At 52.2% G+C, this 16,067-nt stretch carries 15 protein-coding genes, 1 tRNA gene and 1 pseudogene; 7 read left to right on the top strand and 10 right to left on the bottom strand.

What is annotated here, in order from left to right:
* Positions 1–59 precede the first annotated feature (59 nt).
* From AAEZ10_RS11940 to AAEZ10_RS11955, 4 genes are all read left to right on the top strand, one after another.
* Complete coding sequence (locus AAEZ10_RS11940) at positions 60–806, top strand: 2OG-Fe dioxygenase family protein (protein ID WP_350569333.1); 747 nt, start codon at positions 60–62, stop codon at positions 804–806.
* 79 nt (positions 807–885) lie between these two features.
* On the top strand, positions 886–1,263 hold the full coding sequence (locus AAEZ10_RS11945; RefSeq protein WP_003220700.1) for a GNAT family N-acetyltransferase: 378 nt from the start codon (positions 886–888) through the stop codon (positions 1,261–1,263).
* Positions 1,260–1,976 (top strand): AzlC family ABC transporter permease, encoded by a 717-nt coding sequence (locus AAEZ10_RS11950; RefSeq protein WP_016772152.1) that lies wholly within the window; start codon positions 1,260–1,262, stop codon positions 1,974–1,976. The genes AAEZ10_RS11945 and AAEZ10_RS11950 overlap by 4 nt, the downstream gene beginning before the upstream one ends.
* The gene (locus AAEZ10_RS11955) at positions 1,955–2,272 is read left to right on the top strand and encodes an AzlD domain-containing protein (protein WP_350569335.1); all 318 of its coding nucleotides are present in this window, start codon (positions 1,955–1,957) and stop codon (positions 2,270–2,272) included. Before AAEZ10_RS11950 ends, AAEZ10_RS11955 begins: the two co-directional genes overlap by 22 nt.
* Here the strand turns inward: AAEZ10_RS11955 and AAEZ10_RS11960 are convergent.
* On the bottom strand, positions 2,189–3,115 hold the full coding sequence (locus AAEZ10_RS11960; protein ID WP_016772151.1) for a LysR family transcriptional regulator: 927 nt from the start codon (positions 3,113–3,115) through the stop codon (positions 2,189–2,191). The two genes, AAEZ10_RS11955 and AAEZ10_RS11960, sit on opposite strands and share 84 nt — an antisense overlap.
* 312 nt (positions 3,116–3,427) lie before the next feature.
* On the opposite strand from AAEZ10_RS11960, the gene AAEZ10_RS11965 reads away from it, so the two are divergent.
* Positions 3,428–3,835 carry an MbcA/ParS/Xre antitoxin family protein gene (locus tag AAEZ10_RS11965; RefSeq protein WP_123444060.1) on the top strand — a complete coding sequence of 136 codons (408 nt, stop codon included), beginning with the start codon at positions 3,428–3,430 and terminating at the stop codon, positions 3,833–3,835.
* The gene (locus AAEZ10_RS11970) at positions 3,832–4,512 is read left to right on the top strand and encodes an RES family NAD+ phosphorylase (protein ID WP_110644796.1); all 681 of its coding nucleotides are present in this window, start codon (positions 3,832–3,834) and stop codon (positions 4,510–4,512) included. Before AAEZ10_RS11965 ends, AAEZ10_RS11970 begins: the two co-directional genes overlap by 4 nt.
* Here the strand turns inward: AAEZ10_RS11970 and AAEZ10_RS11975 are convergent.
* Positions 4,503–5,297: a WaaZ-like lipopolysaccharide core biosynthesis protein gene (locus tag AAEZ10_RS11975; RefSeq protein WP_502947688.1), complete on the bottom strand. Its 795-nt coding sequence runs from the start codon at positions 5,295–5,297 to the stop codon at positions 4,503–4,505. The genes AAEZ10_RS11970 and AAEZ10_RS11975 overlap by 10 nt on opposite strands.
* 307 nt (positions 5,298–5,604) lie before the next feature.
* Entirely contained in the window at positions 5,605–5,727 is a 123-nt protein-coding gene (locus tag AAEZ10_RS11980; RefSeq protein WP_110602335.1) for a DUF3077 domain-containing protein, read from the bottom strand.
* On the opposite strand from AAEZ10_RS11980, the pseudogene AAEZ10_RS11985 reads away from it, so the two are divergent.
* A pseudogene (locus AAEZ10_RS11985) lies at positions 5,696–5,797 on the top strand (helix-turn-helix domain-containing protein); the annotation flags it as partial. The gene AAEZ10_RS11980 and the pseudogene AAEZ10_RS11985 sit on opposite strands and share 32 nt — an antisense overlap.
* Before the next feature lie 288 nt (positions 5,798–6,085).
* On the opposite strand, the gene AAEZ10_RS11990 reads toward AAEZ10_RS11985, so the two are convergent.
* From AAEZ10_RS11990 to AAEZ10_RS12025, 7 genes are all read right to left on the bottom strand, one after another.
* A complete protein-coding gene (locus AAEZ10_RS11990; protein WP_038359894.1) occupies positions 6,086–7,159 on the bottom strand; it encodes a hypothetical protein in 1,074 nt (357 codons plus the stop codon).
* Position 7,160: 1 nt separating this feature from the next.
* Positions 7,161–8,762 carry a restriction system-associated AAA family ATPase gene (locus AAEZ10_RS11995; RefSeq protein WP_038359896.1) on the bottom strand — a complete coding sequence of 534 codons (1,602 nt, stop codon included), beginning with the start codon at positions 8,760–8,762 and terminating at the stop codon, positions 7,161–7,163.
* Entirely contained in the window at positions 8,762–10,375 is a 1,614-nt protein-coding gene (locus AAEZ10_RS12000) for a restriction endonuclease subunit S (RefSeq protein ID WP_350569341.1), read from the bottom strand. The genes AAEZ10_RS11995 and AAEZ10_RS12000 overlap by 1 nt, the downstream gene beginning before the upstream one ends.
* Positions 10,372–11,901: a class I SAM-dependent DNA methyltransferase gene (locus AAEZ10_RS12005; protein WP_038359900.1), complete on the bottom strand. Its 1,530-nt coding sequence runs from the start codon at positions 11,899–11,901 to the stop codon at positions 10,372–10,374. Before AAEZ10_RS12005 ends, AAEZ10_RS12000 begins: the two co-directional genes overlap by 4 nt.
* A gap of 783 nt (positions 11,902–12,684) precedes the next feature.
* Positions 12,685–13,662 (bottom strand): integrase domain-containing protein, encoded by a 978-nt coding sequence (locus AAEZ10_RS12015; protein ID WP_038359902.1) that lies wholly within the window; start codon positions 13,660–13,662, stop codon positions 12,685–12,687.
* Between the two features lie 870 nt (positions 13,663–14,532).
* Complete coding sequence (locus AAEZ10_RS12020) at positions 14,533–15,522, bottom strand: Abi family protein (RefSeq protein ID WP_122705212.1); 990 nt, start codon at positions 15,520–15,522, stop codon at positions 14,533–14,535.
* Between the two features lie 281 nt (positions 15,523–15,803).
* Positions 15,804–15,879: transfer RNA gene (locus tag AAEZ10_RS12025), tRNA-Thr, on the bottom strand.
* Positions 15,880–16,067: the final 188 nt, after the last annotated feature.

The following is a 16,067-nucleotide window of genomic DNA, read 5'->3' on the forward strand; positions in this document are numbered from 1 at the left end:
ATGGACGCAAATTCTCCACCCAATAGATTAGGGCGTTCAACGCAGCGGAGAATTTGGTAATGATCGTTTTGAACAGAGAAGTGGGCGAATCGCTACGGCGCGACAAGTTTGTCAACGTCCAGGGTGGTGACTTCAATCTCTACGGTCATTTTGCCGACTTCGTCAGACTGACCAAAAGTTGGGAAAACATGGAGCCTGACAGCTACTACGGTCAGGCCGAAGCCGGCATGCGCTACCGTCGTTACAGCGACTTTGAATACAACCCGAAAACCCGTGAACTCAAGCAACTTGAGCACCGCGCTTACGTGCAATCGAAAGAGAACAACGCTTACGTCGGCGGCGTGGTGCGCCACTTCCAGGACTTTTCCGAAGAAGTGATCTCTTCGCCAGTGATGCGCAGCCTGATCGACACCGATTTTGAAGTGTACAAAAGTGTGCTGCCGGAAGAGTTGCACGATGAAATCTGGCAGTGCCAGATCCATCAGATCCGCATCGAGATCAAACCCGGCAAACAGCTGGAAATCACCCCTGAAGGCATTCATTGCGACGGCTATCCGTTCAGCGGCGTGCACTTCTGGGGGCGCAATAATGTCGAGGGCGCTGAGAGTCGTTTGTACGACATTCATCAGCATCAACTGGCGGCGACCACCTACGAGGAAATTCTCGATACCACCTACTTCCTCGATCGCGACATGCGCCATTACGTGACCCCGGCGCGCAATACCCACACCCATGCCATGGCGTACCGGCAGATTCTGGCGATTTCCTTCTCGCGGCCCGGGACCGCTTTCGACATTGTTCGCTAATCAGATCACCCCAATCGACGGCGTCGAGTGCTCGACGCCAGTGGTACTGCGCCGCGCCACCGCCAAGGATGCGCAACGCATGGAGCGCTTCTTCCGTCAGTTCGACGAAGTGTCGTTCTGCGAATGGCAGGACGCCAAATGCCTGCGCGGCGTGTTGATCCAGAAAACCACCACGGCGTACCTGGCTTTCGATGTCGAGGGCGAGATCGTCGGCGCGGTACTCGGCGGCATGCTCGGCAGTCGCGGCACGATCAACCATCTGGCCGTGAGTCCGCGTTACCGCAGTCAGGGCGTGGGCCAGCGTTTGGTCGAAGCAGCGTCGTCCGACATGAAAAGGGTCGGGGTGCTGCGGATGTTTCTGTTCGTCGACGATGCTAACCTCGCGGGCAAGCGATTCTGGACCGCCCAGGGTTTTTGCGAGCCTCACGGCGAACGAACATTTGAGAGGGATCTATGAATGAAAGGTCCGGCAGCGCGCCGCTGATGGCGACTCATCAGCCGTCGCGCACGTTTGCCGAAGCCAGCCCGGTGGTCGCCGGGTATTTCACCGTGTCGTTTGTCTTCGGGTTGATGGCGGTCAACGCCGGCCTGCCGATGTGGCTGCCGGTGGCGATGTGCTTGTTTGTCTATGCCGGCGCTTCGCAATTCGCCGCGCTGGCGCTGATCTCCAGCGGCGCGTCGCTGACCACCATTGTACTGACCACTTTCCTGATCAATGCGCGGCACATGCTGATGTCGGTGTACATGGCCAAAGCCCTGCGTGCATTGGGCTTGAGCCGCATGGAGCGTTGGGCTTACGCCGGTGGCCTGACCGATGAATCCTTCGCCTTTCATAGCGTCAAACTCGGCACGGGCGCACCGGTCAACGTGCGTTACCTGATCGGTTTCAATCTGTTCTGCCACACCTCGTGGGTGCTCGGCGGTTTGCTCGGTGCGGTCTGCGCGCAGTACGCGGCGCACCTGATCAAATATCAGCTCGACTACGCGCTGACGGCGATGATGCTCTACGTGCTGGTCTCGCTGTGCAACACGCGTAACAAACTGATTGCGGCCGCTGCTGCCGTGGTCTGCATGGGCGCACTGAGCCTGATCGGCAGTTCGCCCTTCAACGTATTTATCGCCACGTTTGTGGGCTGCGGAGTGGGTGTATGCCTGACCAAACGTTCCTGATTCTGGTGGTGGTGCTGATGATGGTCGTGACCTTTCTGCCACGCGCCTTGCCGCTGCAGGTCAACACCGAACACTGGCCGCCGTTCGTGGCGCGGGCGCTGGAATATCTGCCGGTGGCGATCGTCGCTGCGATCAGCCTCACACCCCTGTTGATCAAGGATCGGCAGATCCAGCTCGATCGCCCGGAATTCTATGCTGCAATTCCGACGTTGCTATGTGCGTATTTCAGCAAAAACCTCTTTCTCAGTGTGGCGGTGGGGACGGCTGCGTACATTGCGCTCGGCTCGTTCATGTAGCGGCAGATCAACGACGTCGTTCAGCGCTTGGTGGGACAACTCCGGGTTGTTTACCGCCAGGCGCACTTCGAGGAAATCCTCGAAACCGGGAAAAATCGTCAGACCGTTCTTCTGCGCCGCTTCACGCGAGACCATGCCGACCGCATCCATCTGCGTGATCAACGACAGCGTCAGGGTTTCGCTGCAGGAATAGACCATGCGCTGGCCGTTCTCGTGATTGCCCAGTCCGGCGTCGAGAAAGCGCAGAAAACTGTGGGAATACGGACAATCTTCCGCAGGACGCACCTGAAACTTGTTGCCCAGCAAGGTCAGCGGATCGTTTTCCTGACCACAATGCGCACCGACCACCTGCACCTGCACATCCGGCAGGACGATGCTCGGCAGCCCCGGCCGCTGCGGGCCGATCAGCACGGCAAGGTCGAAATCTTCGTTCTTCAGCTTGCTGAGGTTTTCCATCGACTCGGCGTAGCTGAACTCCATCTGATAATCGGGAAACACCTCGATCAGGCGTCCGATCATGCGTCGGTTGAAATCAGGCGACAGGGTGTTATTCAACGCCACCTTCAACGTGCGCTGCCCGGGCACCTTCAGCGCCTCGACCTTTTCTTCCATCTGTCGCGTGGCGATCAGCACTTTGTCGATGTAAGGCGTGAGCTCCGTGCCTTGCGGCGTCAGCGTCAGGCCCTTGTTGGAACGGCGAAACAAGCGGAAACCGAACTGCTCTTCGACCTTGTTCAACTGTGCGGCCAACGCCTGCACGGTCAGGCACGAATGCTCGGCTGCGGCCGACAACGAGCCGGTCTGCACGATGCGCATGAGGTTGCGTAAGGTTCTGCTATCCATGGGTAATGCCCTCTGAAGTGGGCTGGGTATTGTTGTGTACGAAACGACCGAAACGGCGCCATATGCCGGCTATATTCCTGCACCTGAGCATAGTTGTCGCGGATTTAGTAGCGAATTGATTTCCCCGCCGATGGCTGGAGGCTGACAGAGGATCGGGGTTTTTGGTGGGATGGGGGTGATGGAGATCAAAAAATGTGTGCAAGCAGTATGGATTTTTCAGTCTGCACGGTTGTTCATCAGTGTATTAATTTTGAGTAAATGTACAGATATGTACTAACCTCAAGGCATGATGATTTCTCTGGAGGCGGCCAAATGCCAACTTCATCTACTGCGTTAAACCCACGCGAACAACTCGACGCCCCCGAAGCCGGCCGCGTTGCGCTGAAGTTCTTCTTCAACCTCATGGAGCACTGGGGCTGCAATGCCGAGCAACAACGCACCCTGCTCGGTGGAGTCGGCAACACCACATTCTATAAATACAAACACCTGCCAAACACACGCTTGCCCCATGACACCCTCGAGCGCATCTCTTACCTGATGGGTATTCACAAGGCGTTGAGCATCATCTTCAGCAACAGCCGCGAGCGCGCCTACGATTGGGTCAGCAGCCCCAACACGGCGGCACCGTTCAACGGCAAAACCGCGCTGGATTACATGCTGGCGGGCCGGGTGGTCGATATCGCCGATGTGCGCCGCTACCTCGACGGAGTGCGCGGTTGAAAGCGCCGGCGCCGGTGGATGTGCCATGGCCGCGGGCGTATCGCATCGTCAACAGCAGCTTCCCGCCGATTGCACTGTTCGAAGACGTCCTCGACCCCGAGGACCTCGAAGTTGCCTACGCCATCGAAGCACTGACCAATGATCGGCTGGTCGAACAGGCCGGCGTCCTTGCCCGCGTACGTCCCGAAGATCGCCTGTCCGGCCCCGGTTCCAGCCCGGTGATGGCCGCGTTCACTCACGTCGGCAAACGCAGCCGTTTCAGTGACGGCACCTTCGGCGTCTATTACGCCGCCAGCAGCCAGGCTGCGGCGATCGCCGAAACCTGTTTTCACCAGGAACGTTTTCTCGCGGCGACCCGGGAAGCCGATCTCGAATTGACCATGCGTACTTACTTCAATCAGGTGATCAGGCCGCTGCATGATATTCGCCATGGCTTTGATCATCTGCATCAGCCTGATCCTGAGGCCTATGGCCCATCACAGCTGTTCGCGCGACAACTGCGCGACGCCGAGTCGTGGGGCTTGCTCTATAACAGCGTGCGGTTGCCCGGGCATGAATGCGTTGCGGCGTTTCGGCCGCCGGCAGTATCGATTCCGAAGCAGGGCAAGCATTTGCGCTATGTCTGGAGCGCAAGTGAGGGCAGAATTTCGTTTGTATTCGAGATCAGTCAGGTCTGAATTATCGCTTTGACTTCGTCGAGCGTTGTGACGGGAATGACGCTGGATGGAATTCGCGAAGAGGGCGACAAGTTGTAAACGGCAAATTTACTGTCGATGACTTTGTCGGACATGAGTTTCAGAGATGGAAGAATTCTGGAATGAAAATGCTGGTCCAGCCCGCACGGGGAGATAGAGCTTCCATCAGTCTCGTAAAAACGCCCGGCCGACTGGTTCATATCCGCTCCCACCAAAATCACCTTTGAAAAGCCTGCGTGATAGGCAAGTTGGAGTGCGAGATACAAGACTGTGCGGGCATCAAAAAAACCATGGGCCAGGTTTTTGCTGAATCCGATACTGCGGTTTCGGCTACCCAGAACAGCGCGATTACGTACCAGATCCTGGTTGTTGCGAAGTAGCCATTCAGTCAGGGTTGGTTTGGGCGCTTTCTTCAGAAGATAGAGATCACCTGTCGGTTCAACGGCCAGTTCCTGGGCCTGGCGAGCCCAGAGAGCTACTCGCTGACTGGTGCGCATCGCATAGGCAAACAAGTCAGGCTGTTGTAGCGAAAAACTGGTGTCGGTGCATGCGTAGAAGAACGGCTTGATGCCTGTTCCCATGAACATGGATATCGCGCCGTTCACCGTGATCATCGGGATATCGGCAAACTGTTCAATGGGAAAGTCCTTCGCGGAGTTACCCGACGCGATTATGAATACAGCGCCTCGAGCAATGTTTCGACAGTCAGAAAAGTCCCTGATTTGCGATCGTGCGCAGCCGTTTGGCGTTTCTGATGTTGAGTTCATCGATGGTCTCTTGGTCCATGTCATGCATTCAGTCCGTTGTGCTGACGTGATGAAGCGAGATGACTCTTCTACAGCGCCGCGCTTTGTAAGTGAGTGTTGCGCTCGGCGTTAGTTCCCGTTTGGCTGCTGGGCAGCCGAGGCGTTGGCCAAGAACGCTCCAGTGGCTGGCGGGTTATCTGGATAGATGCAGGAGGGAATTCGGATATGTCCGCGCATCAAGGGATCTTGAGGAAGGCCGGCATGTTTTCGGCAGGCCTGAAATGCAAAAAGCCCTCGCATCAACGAGGGCTTCGAATGGCGGTTTGCATCAATGCCTGTCTGGTGGCGCATCCATTACTTTCACCACATCATCGATCAGTGCCTTGCTTGGCTCCTGCAGATACTGTGAGGCATAAGCGCGGACGTTGCAGGATTGGGAGCAGGGGCGCAGGCAACCGACGGGTGCAGCGCAGACTCTCTTGCGGGTCGCAAGTCAGCATCCTGAGGCGTTGCGGGATTTGCATCCTGCCCGATCCCCATTTTGGACGTCTTGGCTGATCAGAAACAACAAAGCCCCTGCATTTCTGCAGGGGCTTTGTTTTGTATGGTGCGGCACCAGGAGTCGAACTATTGTGCAGGTACATGATTTAAAAATATTATTATTTTTGGCATGGTTACGTACCTCTAAAAGTACCCTAATAGACCGACTTTCAGCCCGGGATTATAAGATCTAATTTCAGCTAGTTGAAATTACTGTGTAGAAGTCTCAGGCTAAATAGGTAATGGTTATCGCGTAAAGTAAAATATATTTATATTTTTTTGAGTGCGGCGATAAAATTATGCATTCGATCTGATTCTAATGGATGATTTAACTCCGTCTCGACTAACTCAAAAAAATCCGTCTTAAGCCGAGCAATCGCTGGGAGGGTCTCAAATGCGCAGGTTTTTTTGAATTTTCTTATTGCATTTATTGCTGAATCTCTATCAGATATGTCGAAGTCGTTTTCGTACGCATAATGGATATACTGTTCAAGCCAAGTTTTATATTGTTTTTCAAGTATATTTATCCGGTAACGTTGCTCAATCTTGAATACGCGCTGCCAATTCCGTGATTTAGCGTCGGGATTGAATGTCAATCTCCAAGTAGGCCCTCTTCCATCGCCAGGTAATAGAACTGTGCCGTTTAGAGATATGGTGACATGTTCGTCTGCGTAAGGATCCATGCACTCGGCTTTTCGATCTAACTCATCCAATAAGATATCATTAGCACCTTTATAGGATCGATTACATATTGTTCCCATGGCTGTAAGGTTTAGGAGGTTTGCGCCTGCGAACGGATACTTAGATACGGCTAAGTAATGGTCTAGATCAGGATCAACAAGATCGGGGTCGGGAGCTTCTAAAAGTTCTAATCCACAAAACGGACAGCAGCCATTTTCTAGATGCGAATAAACAATTTTGTGGTAGTCAGCTCGAATTGTAAGGGTAGAGCCTGGTGTCCTGAGATCTGAAAGCTTCCCAAAAGCATATTCAAATAAGGCCCTAGTAGCCTTATGAACTGCAGGAAGGGTCTCTGCTATGCTAGGGCAAGTCGTATTTATAGAATATAGGCCAGGAAAGTGATTCTGCCCCGATAATGCTGCTAGTATCAGATCGTGTTGCTGCGCTTCCAAATTTCGGCACTCATCCAGGAACGCATTGTAAAGTTCCACAAATTTCCTTCCACGAGAGAACTCCTCTTGGTAGATATCCGGAATTGTCTCGTGAAATACAAGTGGCTCGTTCCCCTGCTGAAACGCTTCTAATGCTGTTTGAAGCACGCTGAGCAAGGTTGTGCTGATCCAATTATTAGCTGTGGCGGCGATTGGGTAAGTGAAAAGCATTTTAGTTCTTTCTTTTCAATTCAAACAGATGATCTGCGAGCAGTGCTTTTTCAACTGATGAGCCAATACGTGGCATTTCTCGTTCAATTTCTTCGGCCGAAGCAGTTCTTTTAAGCTCTTCTATTTTCTCTCGAGCTAACTCCGAAATGGGAGGGTCAACACGAAAGCAATGACTCAGAATCGAATCATAAGTTGCACCAAATGTTTCTATTTCGGGTTTGCAAGCAGAGAGTGTCTCATCTTCTTTGGTGAAAATTCTTATCTGCTCTCGGTGCATATCTGATGGCACGAATGGCGCATGGGTGGTAAGAATGAACTCTTGTTCTCCCAACCCTTGTACAGGTAGCTCTGTAAGCCTTGTAATAAGTTTTGCACGCCACTGTGGATTAAAGTGCGATTCAGGCTCATCTAAAAGAAATAAGGTGTTGCTTGCTCTAAACATCGCAATAATACCAAAAATTTGCGCCTGCTGATGTTCTCCATCGGATAGGGAAACGTAATCAACATTGGATGTACTACCGGAAGTTGAGGCTTTATGGAATCGCACCTCCTCTATCTTGAAAACTTTCATCTCGTCCTGAGGTTCGGGCAGTCTCGACGCGAATTTTCGAGTATTGATGTTTTTGCGTACGCGCTCTCTGGCGCTTTTGGGAATCATCAAATCGTTTAGCATCGCAAGCTTGTGAAGTGAGCGATATAAATCTGCTGCAGTTTCCCAGAAGGATCCAAAGGCCTTCCTGTTCTCATCGTTTACGAAGTAGTCAAGCGTATAAATTTCATTATTGGGTTCGTACTCCCAGCAAGTTGCAGATTTGCAGAGTTGCTCGATATAACGTTCCAATTCATCGGTTAGCTGAACACCTTTTCGATTAGGGTTCTTTCCTCGAATTTTCGGAGCTTTGGGATGATTGAGCTGTATTACTAATCGGAAAGAATGAAGTGCGGAGAGATTGGCATGTTTTACTAGTTCATGCCGAAGCTTATCTGATCCAAGTGTGACATTTGAGACTAGAACTTCTAGATGAGTTGAGTAATCCAGCATAACTAAACGATTGTTTGGAACAACTTTTTTAGCGTTGGTTCTTGCTGCTGATGTAACGGAGGACGCATAACCTGAGCGGCTAAAATAAAACGGAAGGCTGAGAGTTTCGTTGTCCCCAGAGGTATATGCAACGATCAGTGGCGGAAGGTAGACGCCGAATTCAGGCGCGCTATTATTCAAAATAATATCGTATTCACTTCCGACTTTTACCTCCATTATAATTTTTCCAATTCGTCCGGAAGTTTCTCTGCTTCTGCTTAGCCTAACTCGCTTTACTTCACCATTGTTTAGCGTAACTTCATAGATTATTTCAAATAATAGCTCTGGGTTAGCCGCTGTCATTTCTTCCGAAGGGCTATGTTCATGCCAAGCTGCTTGGAAAATTTCCGCGAGTATTTGGAGGAATTGCGACTTCCCCGTCCCGTTCTTGCCTAGGAGGCAGACGGGTAAGAACTCCGCATCACCCTCACTATTTCTAGGGCGAAGTAGTTCTATATCCATTCCATCAAGTAGTCCACCGCAGCTTGCCGCCTCGGAAATTTTTATCCTAATGATCCGCATCAGGCTCGCTTCCTAATTATCATAGCAGAGCTTGTTTCTTCAAATACCTGTTGTAGTTGAGGACTTTTACCCGATAAAAACGCGAAAACTGCATCCTTTAGGTCTTCATAATTTCCAGGGAACTCCTTCCTCAACTCTTGAAAATTAATACCCTCGACTGGCCATTGCTCTAGTTTTATAGTCAGGAACTCTGTGGCAGTTGACATGACCGTCTCTCGCTTGGTTTTTCCGTGTTTTTTCTGTGGTATAGACTCGCGCTTAGCTTGCATGCGTTTTAGCAGAGCACTCGCTGGTTCGTCATTTTTGTCTTGCGGCACGAGATCACCACTAAGGGCTTTTGCAAGAATAGATTCATCTAATTTTTCCGCCAGCTCTAAGGTGCGGTTCACGTGAACAGATAGCTGTTCGATATTTGCGAAGGCAGATTTTATGAGGTGAACTATCTCGTGTTGTTCAGCCTCTGGGGGCAACGGTACAGGATATTTGGCTAGGCCCGCTCGTCCAATGTGCTGTATATGAACTCCTTGCGAGCGTGAGGCGAAGCCTCCATTCATTGCAGTGAATAGGAAGTAGAAGTACAAATACTCAGATGTGCAGAGCTGAGGTTGAACGCGCAAAATAGTGTTTTGATAACAACAGTTCGGAATTTCACCCCGCCATATCGCTGGCTTGCCGACTTCTCGCGCACTCCCAGATCCTTCATTTAACAAAACGTCGCCGATAGCTAGTTTGAAGCGCTCAAAGTCGGCGTCTTCAAAATTCATTTCTTTAATGTCAGTTGTGTTGACACCCTGCCATGTAATGTTCGCAGATCTGATGTAGGGGCGCATAGACGAGCCAGTGTGATTGTCTGGCGAGCGCTGACGCCCTAACCCAACATGGCCTATTTGATCGGTGCGATACCAGCTCCAAGAATCGGGGATGGGCCATAGGGGTATCAGAGGAGCTGAATTAGATGCTGGCATATTGTCGAGAGAGACTTGCTTGCGAGATGTCAGCCTGCCCTCGAATGCGCATTTCAACGTATTAATTTTAAATTGTTCGATTAGCTTTTGAATTTTTGAAAGCTCAGATCGTGCACGAAATGATTTCGCTTGCAGCGCATCGAGTTTGGCTACGATACGTTTTTGTTCGGCTAACGGAGGGAGTGGCAAACTAAATCCCTCAATCATCGCTTTCGTCAAAGCTTGGCGGGTTGCCCCATAATTTTCCTGGTTTATAAAGTTCTGCATTGCAGAAGAAGCCAAGAAGCTTCTAACGTATTGCGGCATCACTCCTTCACTCAATCGAATGATGCTAACGTGTTGATTAACGCGTGCGCCGTCATAGCGCGAAGGCGCAACAGTTACTCTACCGATAGATGCACCTGTGATATTCAAGAGAACATCGCCTTCTTGTACGATCACATTATCTAATTTTGCAGCTTGTTGCGGGTCGATATACGCCAAACCTTTCTCTCGAACTCCATCAAAGTGAATGTTCAAGGAGCGGATTAATGGTACTCCAGAAGTTTTGTAAGATTGCTCTCCTCCTTTGGGAGTAGCCCCACTTCCAATCTTCGTGCTTATCTTGCCAAGCTCGACCTTTACCCATCCTGTTGGCAGTTTGGTCATTCATACGCTCCAGGTAAACCGAGCTCGGCTGTGAGTGCATCAATTTCTAACATTGCGGCTTGAAGATGACCAAGGATGGCGGCCGTTATGTCTTCTGGTTCAGTTAGTCCCTTTTCAACATCTTCCTCTGCTTCCCTCAGCCATGAGATATCAAGATTGTCGCTGCGAGCAGCTATTTCCTCGCGGCTGAACCTACGCCAGCGTCCGGTCTCCCCCTCGTCAGGTCCCCGCTCAGTGCCCCAGGGGCTCGTCCCGAAGGCCTTTTCAAAGCCTTCAAAATGCGCTGCAGTTATCGGAGTAGTTTTGCCGAACCGGGGCATCCCAGTACGCAGGTCATAGAACCAAACAAACTTAGTATTGCTAGTTTCACTTTTCCCGCGGTTAAAGAAGATGACGTTGGTCTTTACACCTTGCGCATAGAAGATCCCCGTCGGGAGGCGAAGGATTGTGTGCAAATTACACTGGTCCATTATCATTTGCCGTAGCGCTTTACCGCGTCCCTCTTCAAAGAGCACGTTGTCGGGTACGACGATGGCCGCTCGGCCATTAGATTCCAGTGCCCGAAGACAGTGTTCCACGAAGGGAAGCTGATAAGAGGATACGGTAGCCGTGATAGAAAGATCGTCTCGTGTGGGCACTCCACCAGCTGGGCCAAAGGGTGGATTGGTTAGGATCAGGTCCGCACGTCCAAGTGCTTTACCTTTGTTGGAAAGGGTGTCGCCAAGGTCAACATGGCTGCTATCAATGTTGTGCAAGTATAGGTTCATCAGAAGCAGTCGCAGCGTGCCTGGTACGTTTTCCATTCCACGGATTGCATGAATTTTCTGAAAGTCTTGTTCTTGCGCGCTCAGCATCAAATAGTCATTTGTACGAGCACGCATGTAGCGGTCCGCCGCAACCAAGAAGCCTCCAGTGCCTGAGGCGGGGTCTTGGATCACCTCGCCAGGTTTCGGTTGCATCAGCCGTACCAACAGTTCAATCAATACGCGTGGCGTAAAATATTGGCCCGCACCACGTTTAGTTTCTTCTGCGTTCTTCTCGAGCAGCCCCTCGTATAGATCGCCAAACTGGTCACGTTCTTCGGAGAACCAATCGAGCTCGTCTATGGCTTTAACTAGCGTCGTGAGGTTCTGCGCTTCGCGGATGAACGTGGAGGAACCTTCAAAAATTTTTTGAACAAGGTCAGGTAGTGGGCGGGCCTGGGTATAACGTTTGCGCTCCGAAGCTGACGCAGAATCACTAGGGGGCATAACGATAATATCGTCCTTGCCAAGCCGTGTGCTCAACGAACCGAATGTGAGCAGCGTCGTACGGTAAAGATCTAGTTTAGCTACGCCGTTAGCTTGGACAAGATCCGCCCAGCGCATAGTCTTCGGCAAACTACCCGCCTCGCGGTTGCGCTCGGCCATCATCTTAAGAAACAAGAGATAGGTGAGCTCGGTGACATATTGCTGGTAGGTGATCCCATCTTTCCTGAGAACGGTACAGAGGCGCCAGAGTTTCTGGACGATGGCATTTGCATTCATGGCGGCATTCTTTCTTATCGCGGGATGGGTGATGCGTTTGCAGCGACCTGAGGGCTGAATTCAGGTAGAAGGGTAGGGCAACCGAAAGGATAGCGCCCCATCATCCATTTTCCCAGTCTTCATCTCACTCCGATTGGGCACCGTCAAGCCACGTATCCTAATGTGTCGTAAGCCCCTAGCAAGCGTGGCAAACGAGGTCAGTCATGCCACATAATATCGTTAGGTTCTCCGGGCAATCTGCTAATTCGTATCAACGTTGTCGATGTGACGAGCGCGAAAGGCGCTCGCTGTCGAGTTGCCACAACAGGGATATGCTTGAACCAGCCTTTCCACGTTCACCGATTTACTCAAAGCGAATGGCCAACTTGGGTCAGCTGACAGCGGACATTTCTCATGCCTGCATCGAGCATGAGCTAGCCTCAAATTCTCGGAGATGGTTTCATGCTCGGGAACGCTCCCCTACCAGGTGATGACTGGGTGGAAAGGAAGAAGACCTCCCCCCCGAGCTCATCTCATGGCTGAATTGCCAGGACTTCCCTAACCGTTTCGTAAGCAATCGTACCGTGAGCACGAAGTAATAGCGTGTCGATTCCGCATGCCTATTCAGATGGTGATTTAAAAACCACACGAGGTGCTTATGCTGCCACGTCCACGGATTATCTTTTTGCCAACGTTCTGCGATGGCCCTCTGAATAACCCTAGCTTGCCGTATATGGCGTAAGCGCGTGGCGTGTGACCCGCTCAAGGCTCCTACTAGAAACAGCTCCATATCAAATGGCTTGCTCATGCTCGACCACCGATGTAGGCAGACGTCACATCAATTCGACCGTGTCCCAGCTCATAGCTGATTTGTAAGCGTGCCTCTCGATCAAGGCGTGGATCGAGCCGCCTGCATCTGCCACCGTTGATGGGCGCTGGGTGATTGGTGATCTGCTCATAGCGTTCGCATGCAAAAGCCGCCCGTAATTCATGAAATCCTTTGAGGTTGTGCTTATGGAGGAGGTCCCGTGCGGCGCGGACGATTTCCCGTTGGAAATCGAGGTAGCTTTCGTTCGGCGCAAGCAGGTTGTGGCTGCCGTCGGGTGAGACCTGTTCGGCGAATCTCAGCGCTTCGTGAATATGATCATCCACCCTGATCCAGCGAGGTGCCGAGGCACCTGAGCGGCCCCCTTTGGTGCCATCCTGGATGTTGATCTTGCCGTAGTGTTCGGCCTCACGTTTTAAGCGCGGTAAGTCGGCCAAAATGGCCTCGCGCAGGCGCATGCCGGTGGCCCGCGCCAACTGAGCGATGGCCGCGGCACGAGGATCCTGTTCGCTGAGCGTCTCGACGATGCGCATCAAGTGTTCGCGATCCTGGCCTTGTGGAGCTGTCGTGCGGATGGTGGTGCGCTGCATTCCCAGCGCCTTGCTTGGACTCGGCACTTTCACGTACTGATCACCGCGAAGCGCCGCTATGGTTCGGTTCACACTGGACAACCGATTTTGCGCAGTTGCGATGGCGAGCCCACCTTGTTCAACTTGCTCGCGCAGATGCCCCGCGTAGTCCAGCAAGGTCTGCCGATCAATTTGTCGCGCATCGTTAAACCCTGGTCCATCGTCTGAGCGGCACCAGCGTGCAAACGCCTGCCAGCGATCACTGTGTGCCTTGACCGTCCCGTAATGCCCGCCACCAAACAGATCGCGCAACGCTTGCGGCCCGGCATAGCTCAGTTGCCGGCCATAGCCAAAATTGCGCCCATCTCGTCTGCCCACCAGCGCCATGATCAAACTCCTCTCGAAGCCAAAACTTTTAAAACTTTCTCCACGTCATCCCGCCAAGAATGTTGAGTGTTATCAGGGATCAAGGCCCCTGCGACCTGTGAGGGTTGTCCACTAACGCGGGACTGACGGCTCTTTACGACCGGGAGCTTGGGCATCTCATGATCTGGCCTCCTGAGCACTTCCGAGGAAGTGGGCGGGTGAAGGCTGCACTGGCTGACGAGACCAGCGCCGCGAGATCCTGAGTCAGGTAAAAGCAGTGATGCGATGACCGGGGCATGCCTGACTGTCAGTCAGGTGCAGTCCATTCCGTGGGCTGCGGCACCATCATCTGCATCGCTGTTGCTGGTGATTTCGGTGTTTGTCACGCCGATTGTCACGAGTGGGAATGCCGCAAAGCCTTGTACGAGGTGGCCTGCAGCAGCGGTAGGAGCGCCCGTCTCTTTCCGGGAGAAAGAGACGGGCGCAGGTTGGCGCAATGAAATGGCCGAGCGGATAGGTTGCTGCAGGGCAGCTATGAAAGGGGATGAGTTGCCGCAGTGGGCGCACTGATAAAAGTAGGCATCCATCACATCGCTGTGACCGTGCGAGCCGCCGGACGCTAATCGCACTTTGGGAGAACCACTACGGTGTGGCGTAGCCTTAAAGGTTCTGGCTATCTGGGTTGCTGTCGATGACAGCGCTTTGCCTGATCTTTTCTACGCCTGTGGATAATTCGGATTAGGGTGCGAGCTTTTTGGGAGTTCTGCGGCTTTGCATGAAATTACCCACCGTTGGCAATCTGGGCTTTACGCACCACATTTGCTTTAGGCAAGCGTTCGCTCCTGATACTTCTCCGGGCGCAATGGCAAAAAACAATACTTCTGGCTTCCCTTACCCCAAACACCATTGCGGTTGGCGTTTCCAGTCGTCTGGAAATCCCATGAGTTTCAAAAAAAACGATTCCCTTTGGTCCATCATTTCGGCCAAGTGAAGTTTCCACTGACTGTCTGGGCTGATCAAATCGGTTAGATACGCCAGCATCGTTAGCACTATATATAGCCGCTGCTTGGGTTGAGGCCGGTCGCCAGGAGCATTTTGGATGATCCATTCTTTAGGTAAGGATGGTCGAATCGAGAGCTCCCGGTTCCATATTCGTGAGTGGTGGGCGCAGCAGTTTCGAATGAAGGTCAGAGTGTGTAGCCAGGAGGCCAGCACTTCGAAGGGGAGATTGAATCTGCTCGCGATCGCTTTCTTGTCGACGCTTTTGCCTATGGCATTGAACAGGGTGGACACCGTTCCAAGGCTAAGTTCTTCCAGGACAGCCCAGGCGGGCGGCAACTCGGGATGGGAATAGGTTGATCCGTAGAATCGAAAATAGTTATCGCGCGTGCGATTTTCAATTCGCTGCTGCTGGACCTGATCAGCTCGGCTGCTCTTTTTTATACGATCAATCTCACGTCCAAGTTTGTTACGTTCCTTGCTCAGTTGATCTCGCAGGGGCCGCAATAAATCAGAATGTGAATATGACGAAGAGAAGATTGACGCATCAGCTATCCAGTCAGGCCCGTACTTAGGGCACATGTGATTGCTGATAGTCGCTCGTATGGCGACTTCGACACGTTCGATAGCATCCATGGTTATGCGTCGCAACGAGCCATCGAAGCGGTAGATGTCGACGACTGCTTTCAGAGTGCTACCAGGTTTGAAGGTGTGTTCAGGGTTTGTTTCCTGAAAAGGGCGCATGTAGGGGCTCAAGCGAAACAGCGTGACCACTTCCAGGAAACGCATGGCGCGCTCGTCATTTGCGACTTGCAGGCCTCGTTGCTTTAGCAGTTCCAATTGCTGTTCTACGCTGAGGGCCGGCTTGTCGAAGGGCCTCATGTAGTTTTCTCCAGGCAAAAAAAACCCGCACGATTTGAGCTTGCTGACTGGGTCAACCTAGGCTTGGCGGGTGTGTTGGGGTGCATTATAGGTAGGTGCGGGAGCCCGTCAATGTTGGGCTGATGTGAAATTGTAACGGGTCCGGGCGCGCGGGCAGAGTAGGGGGCTGCTGGTTGAGATAAGGCGTCGTTGGTTTTGTCGCAGCGATGTTGCCCTCCTAATGAGCTCCAAACGCCAGAAACAACAAAGCCCCTGCATTTCTGCAGGGGCTTTGTTTTGTATGGTGCCGGCACCAGGAGTCGAACCCGGGACCTACTGATTACAAGTCAGTTGCTCTACCAACTGAGCTATACCGGCGTGTGGGCGACGATTATAGCGGTTGGGTAGATCCTGTAAACCCCTGAATTCAGACTATTTTTGCATTCCGGAAAAATCAGGCCCTGCGCAAATTTATGCGCTGCTTTTGTACCTCACGCGTAGTAAGACATTTAGACAGGGCGTACGGGTCAGCTTCGGCTTTCATGACCCCACAATTATTCACTCGG

The sequence above is a fragment of the Pseudomonas sp. H26/SER47-MNA-CIBAN-0231 genome (assembly GCF_040310465.1).
Lineage (GTDB): Bacteria > Pseudomonadota > Gammaproteobacteria > Pseudomonadales > Pseudomonadaceae > Aquipseudomonas > Aquipseudomonas atacamensis.

Coding starts and splice junctions, on each gene's coding strand:
- AAEZ10_RS11995 (WP_038359896.1), bottom strand. CDS start 8,762: ATGCGGATCATTAGGATAAAAATTTCCGAGGCGGCAAGCTGCGGTGGA.
- AAEZ10_RS12020 (WP_122705212.1), bottom strand. CDS start 15,522: ATGAGGCCCTTCGACAAGCCGGCCCTCAGCGTAGAACAGCAATTGGAA.
- AAEZ10_RS11955 (WP_350569335.1), top strand. CDS start 1,955: ATGCCTGACCAAACGTTCCTGATTCTGGTGGTGGTGCTGATGATGGTC.
- AAEZ10_RS11960 (WP_016772151.1), bottom strand. CDS start 3,115: ATGGATAGCAGAACCTTACGCAACCTCATGCGCATCGTGCAGACCGGC.
- AAEZ10_RS11940 (WP_350569333.1), top strand. CDS start 60: ATGATCGTTTTGAACAGAGAAGTGGGCGAATCGCTACGGCGCGACAAG.
- AAEZ10_RS12015 (WP_038359902.1), bottom strand. CDS start 13,662: ATGGCGCTGGTGGGCAGACGAGATGGGCGCAATTTTGGCTATGGCCGG.
- AAEZ10_RS11950 (WP_016772152.1), top strand. CDS start 1,260: ATGAATGAAAGGTCCGGCAGCGCGCCGCTGATGGCGACTCATCAGCCG.
- AAEZ10_RS12000 (WP_350569341.1), bottom strand. CDS start 10,375: ATGACCAAACTGCCAACAGGATGGGTAAAGGTCGAGCTTGGCAAGATA.
- AAEZ10_RS11965 (WP_123444060.1), top strand. CDS start 3,428: ATGCCAACTTCATCTACTGCGTTAAACCCACGCGAACAACTCGACGCC.
- AAEZ10_RS11990 (WP_038359894.1), bottom strand. CDS start 7,159: ATGCTTTTCACTTACCCAATCGCCGCCACAGCTAATAATTGGATCAGC.
- AAEZ10_RS11945 (WP_003220700.1), top strand. CDS start 886: ATGGAGCGCTTCTTCCGTCAGTTCGACGAAGTGTCGTTCTGCGAATGG.
- AAEZ10_RS12005 (WP_038359900.1), bottom strand. CDS start 11,901: ATGAATGCAAATGCCATCGTCCAGAAACTCTGGCGCCTCTGTACCGTT.
- AAEZ10_RS11975 (WP_502947688.1), bottom strand. CDS start 5,297: ATGAACTCAACATCAGAAACGCCAAACGGCTGCGCACGATCGCAAATC.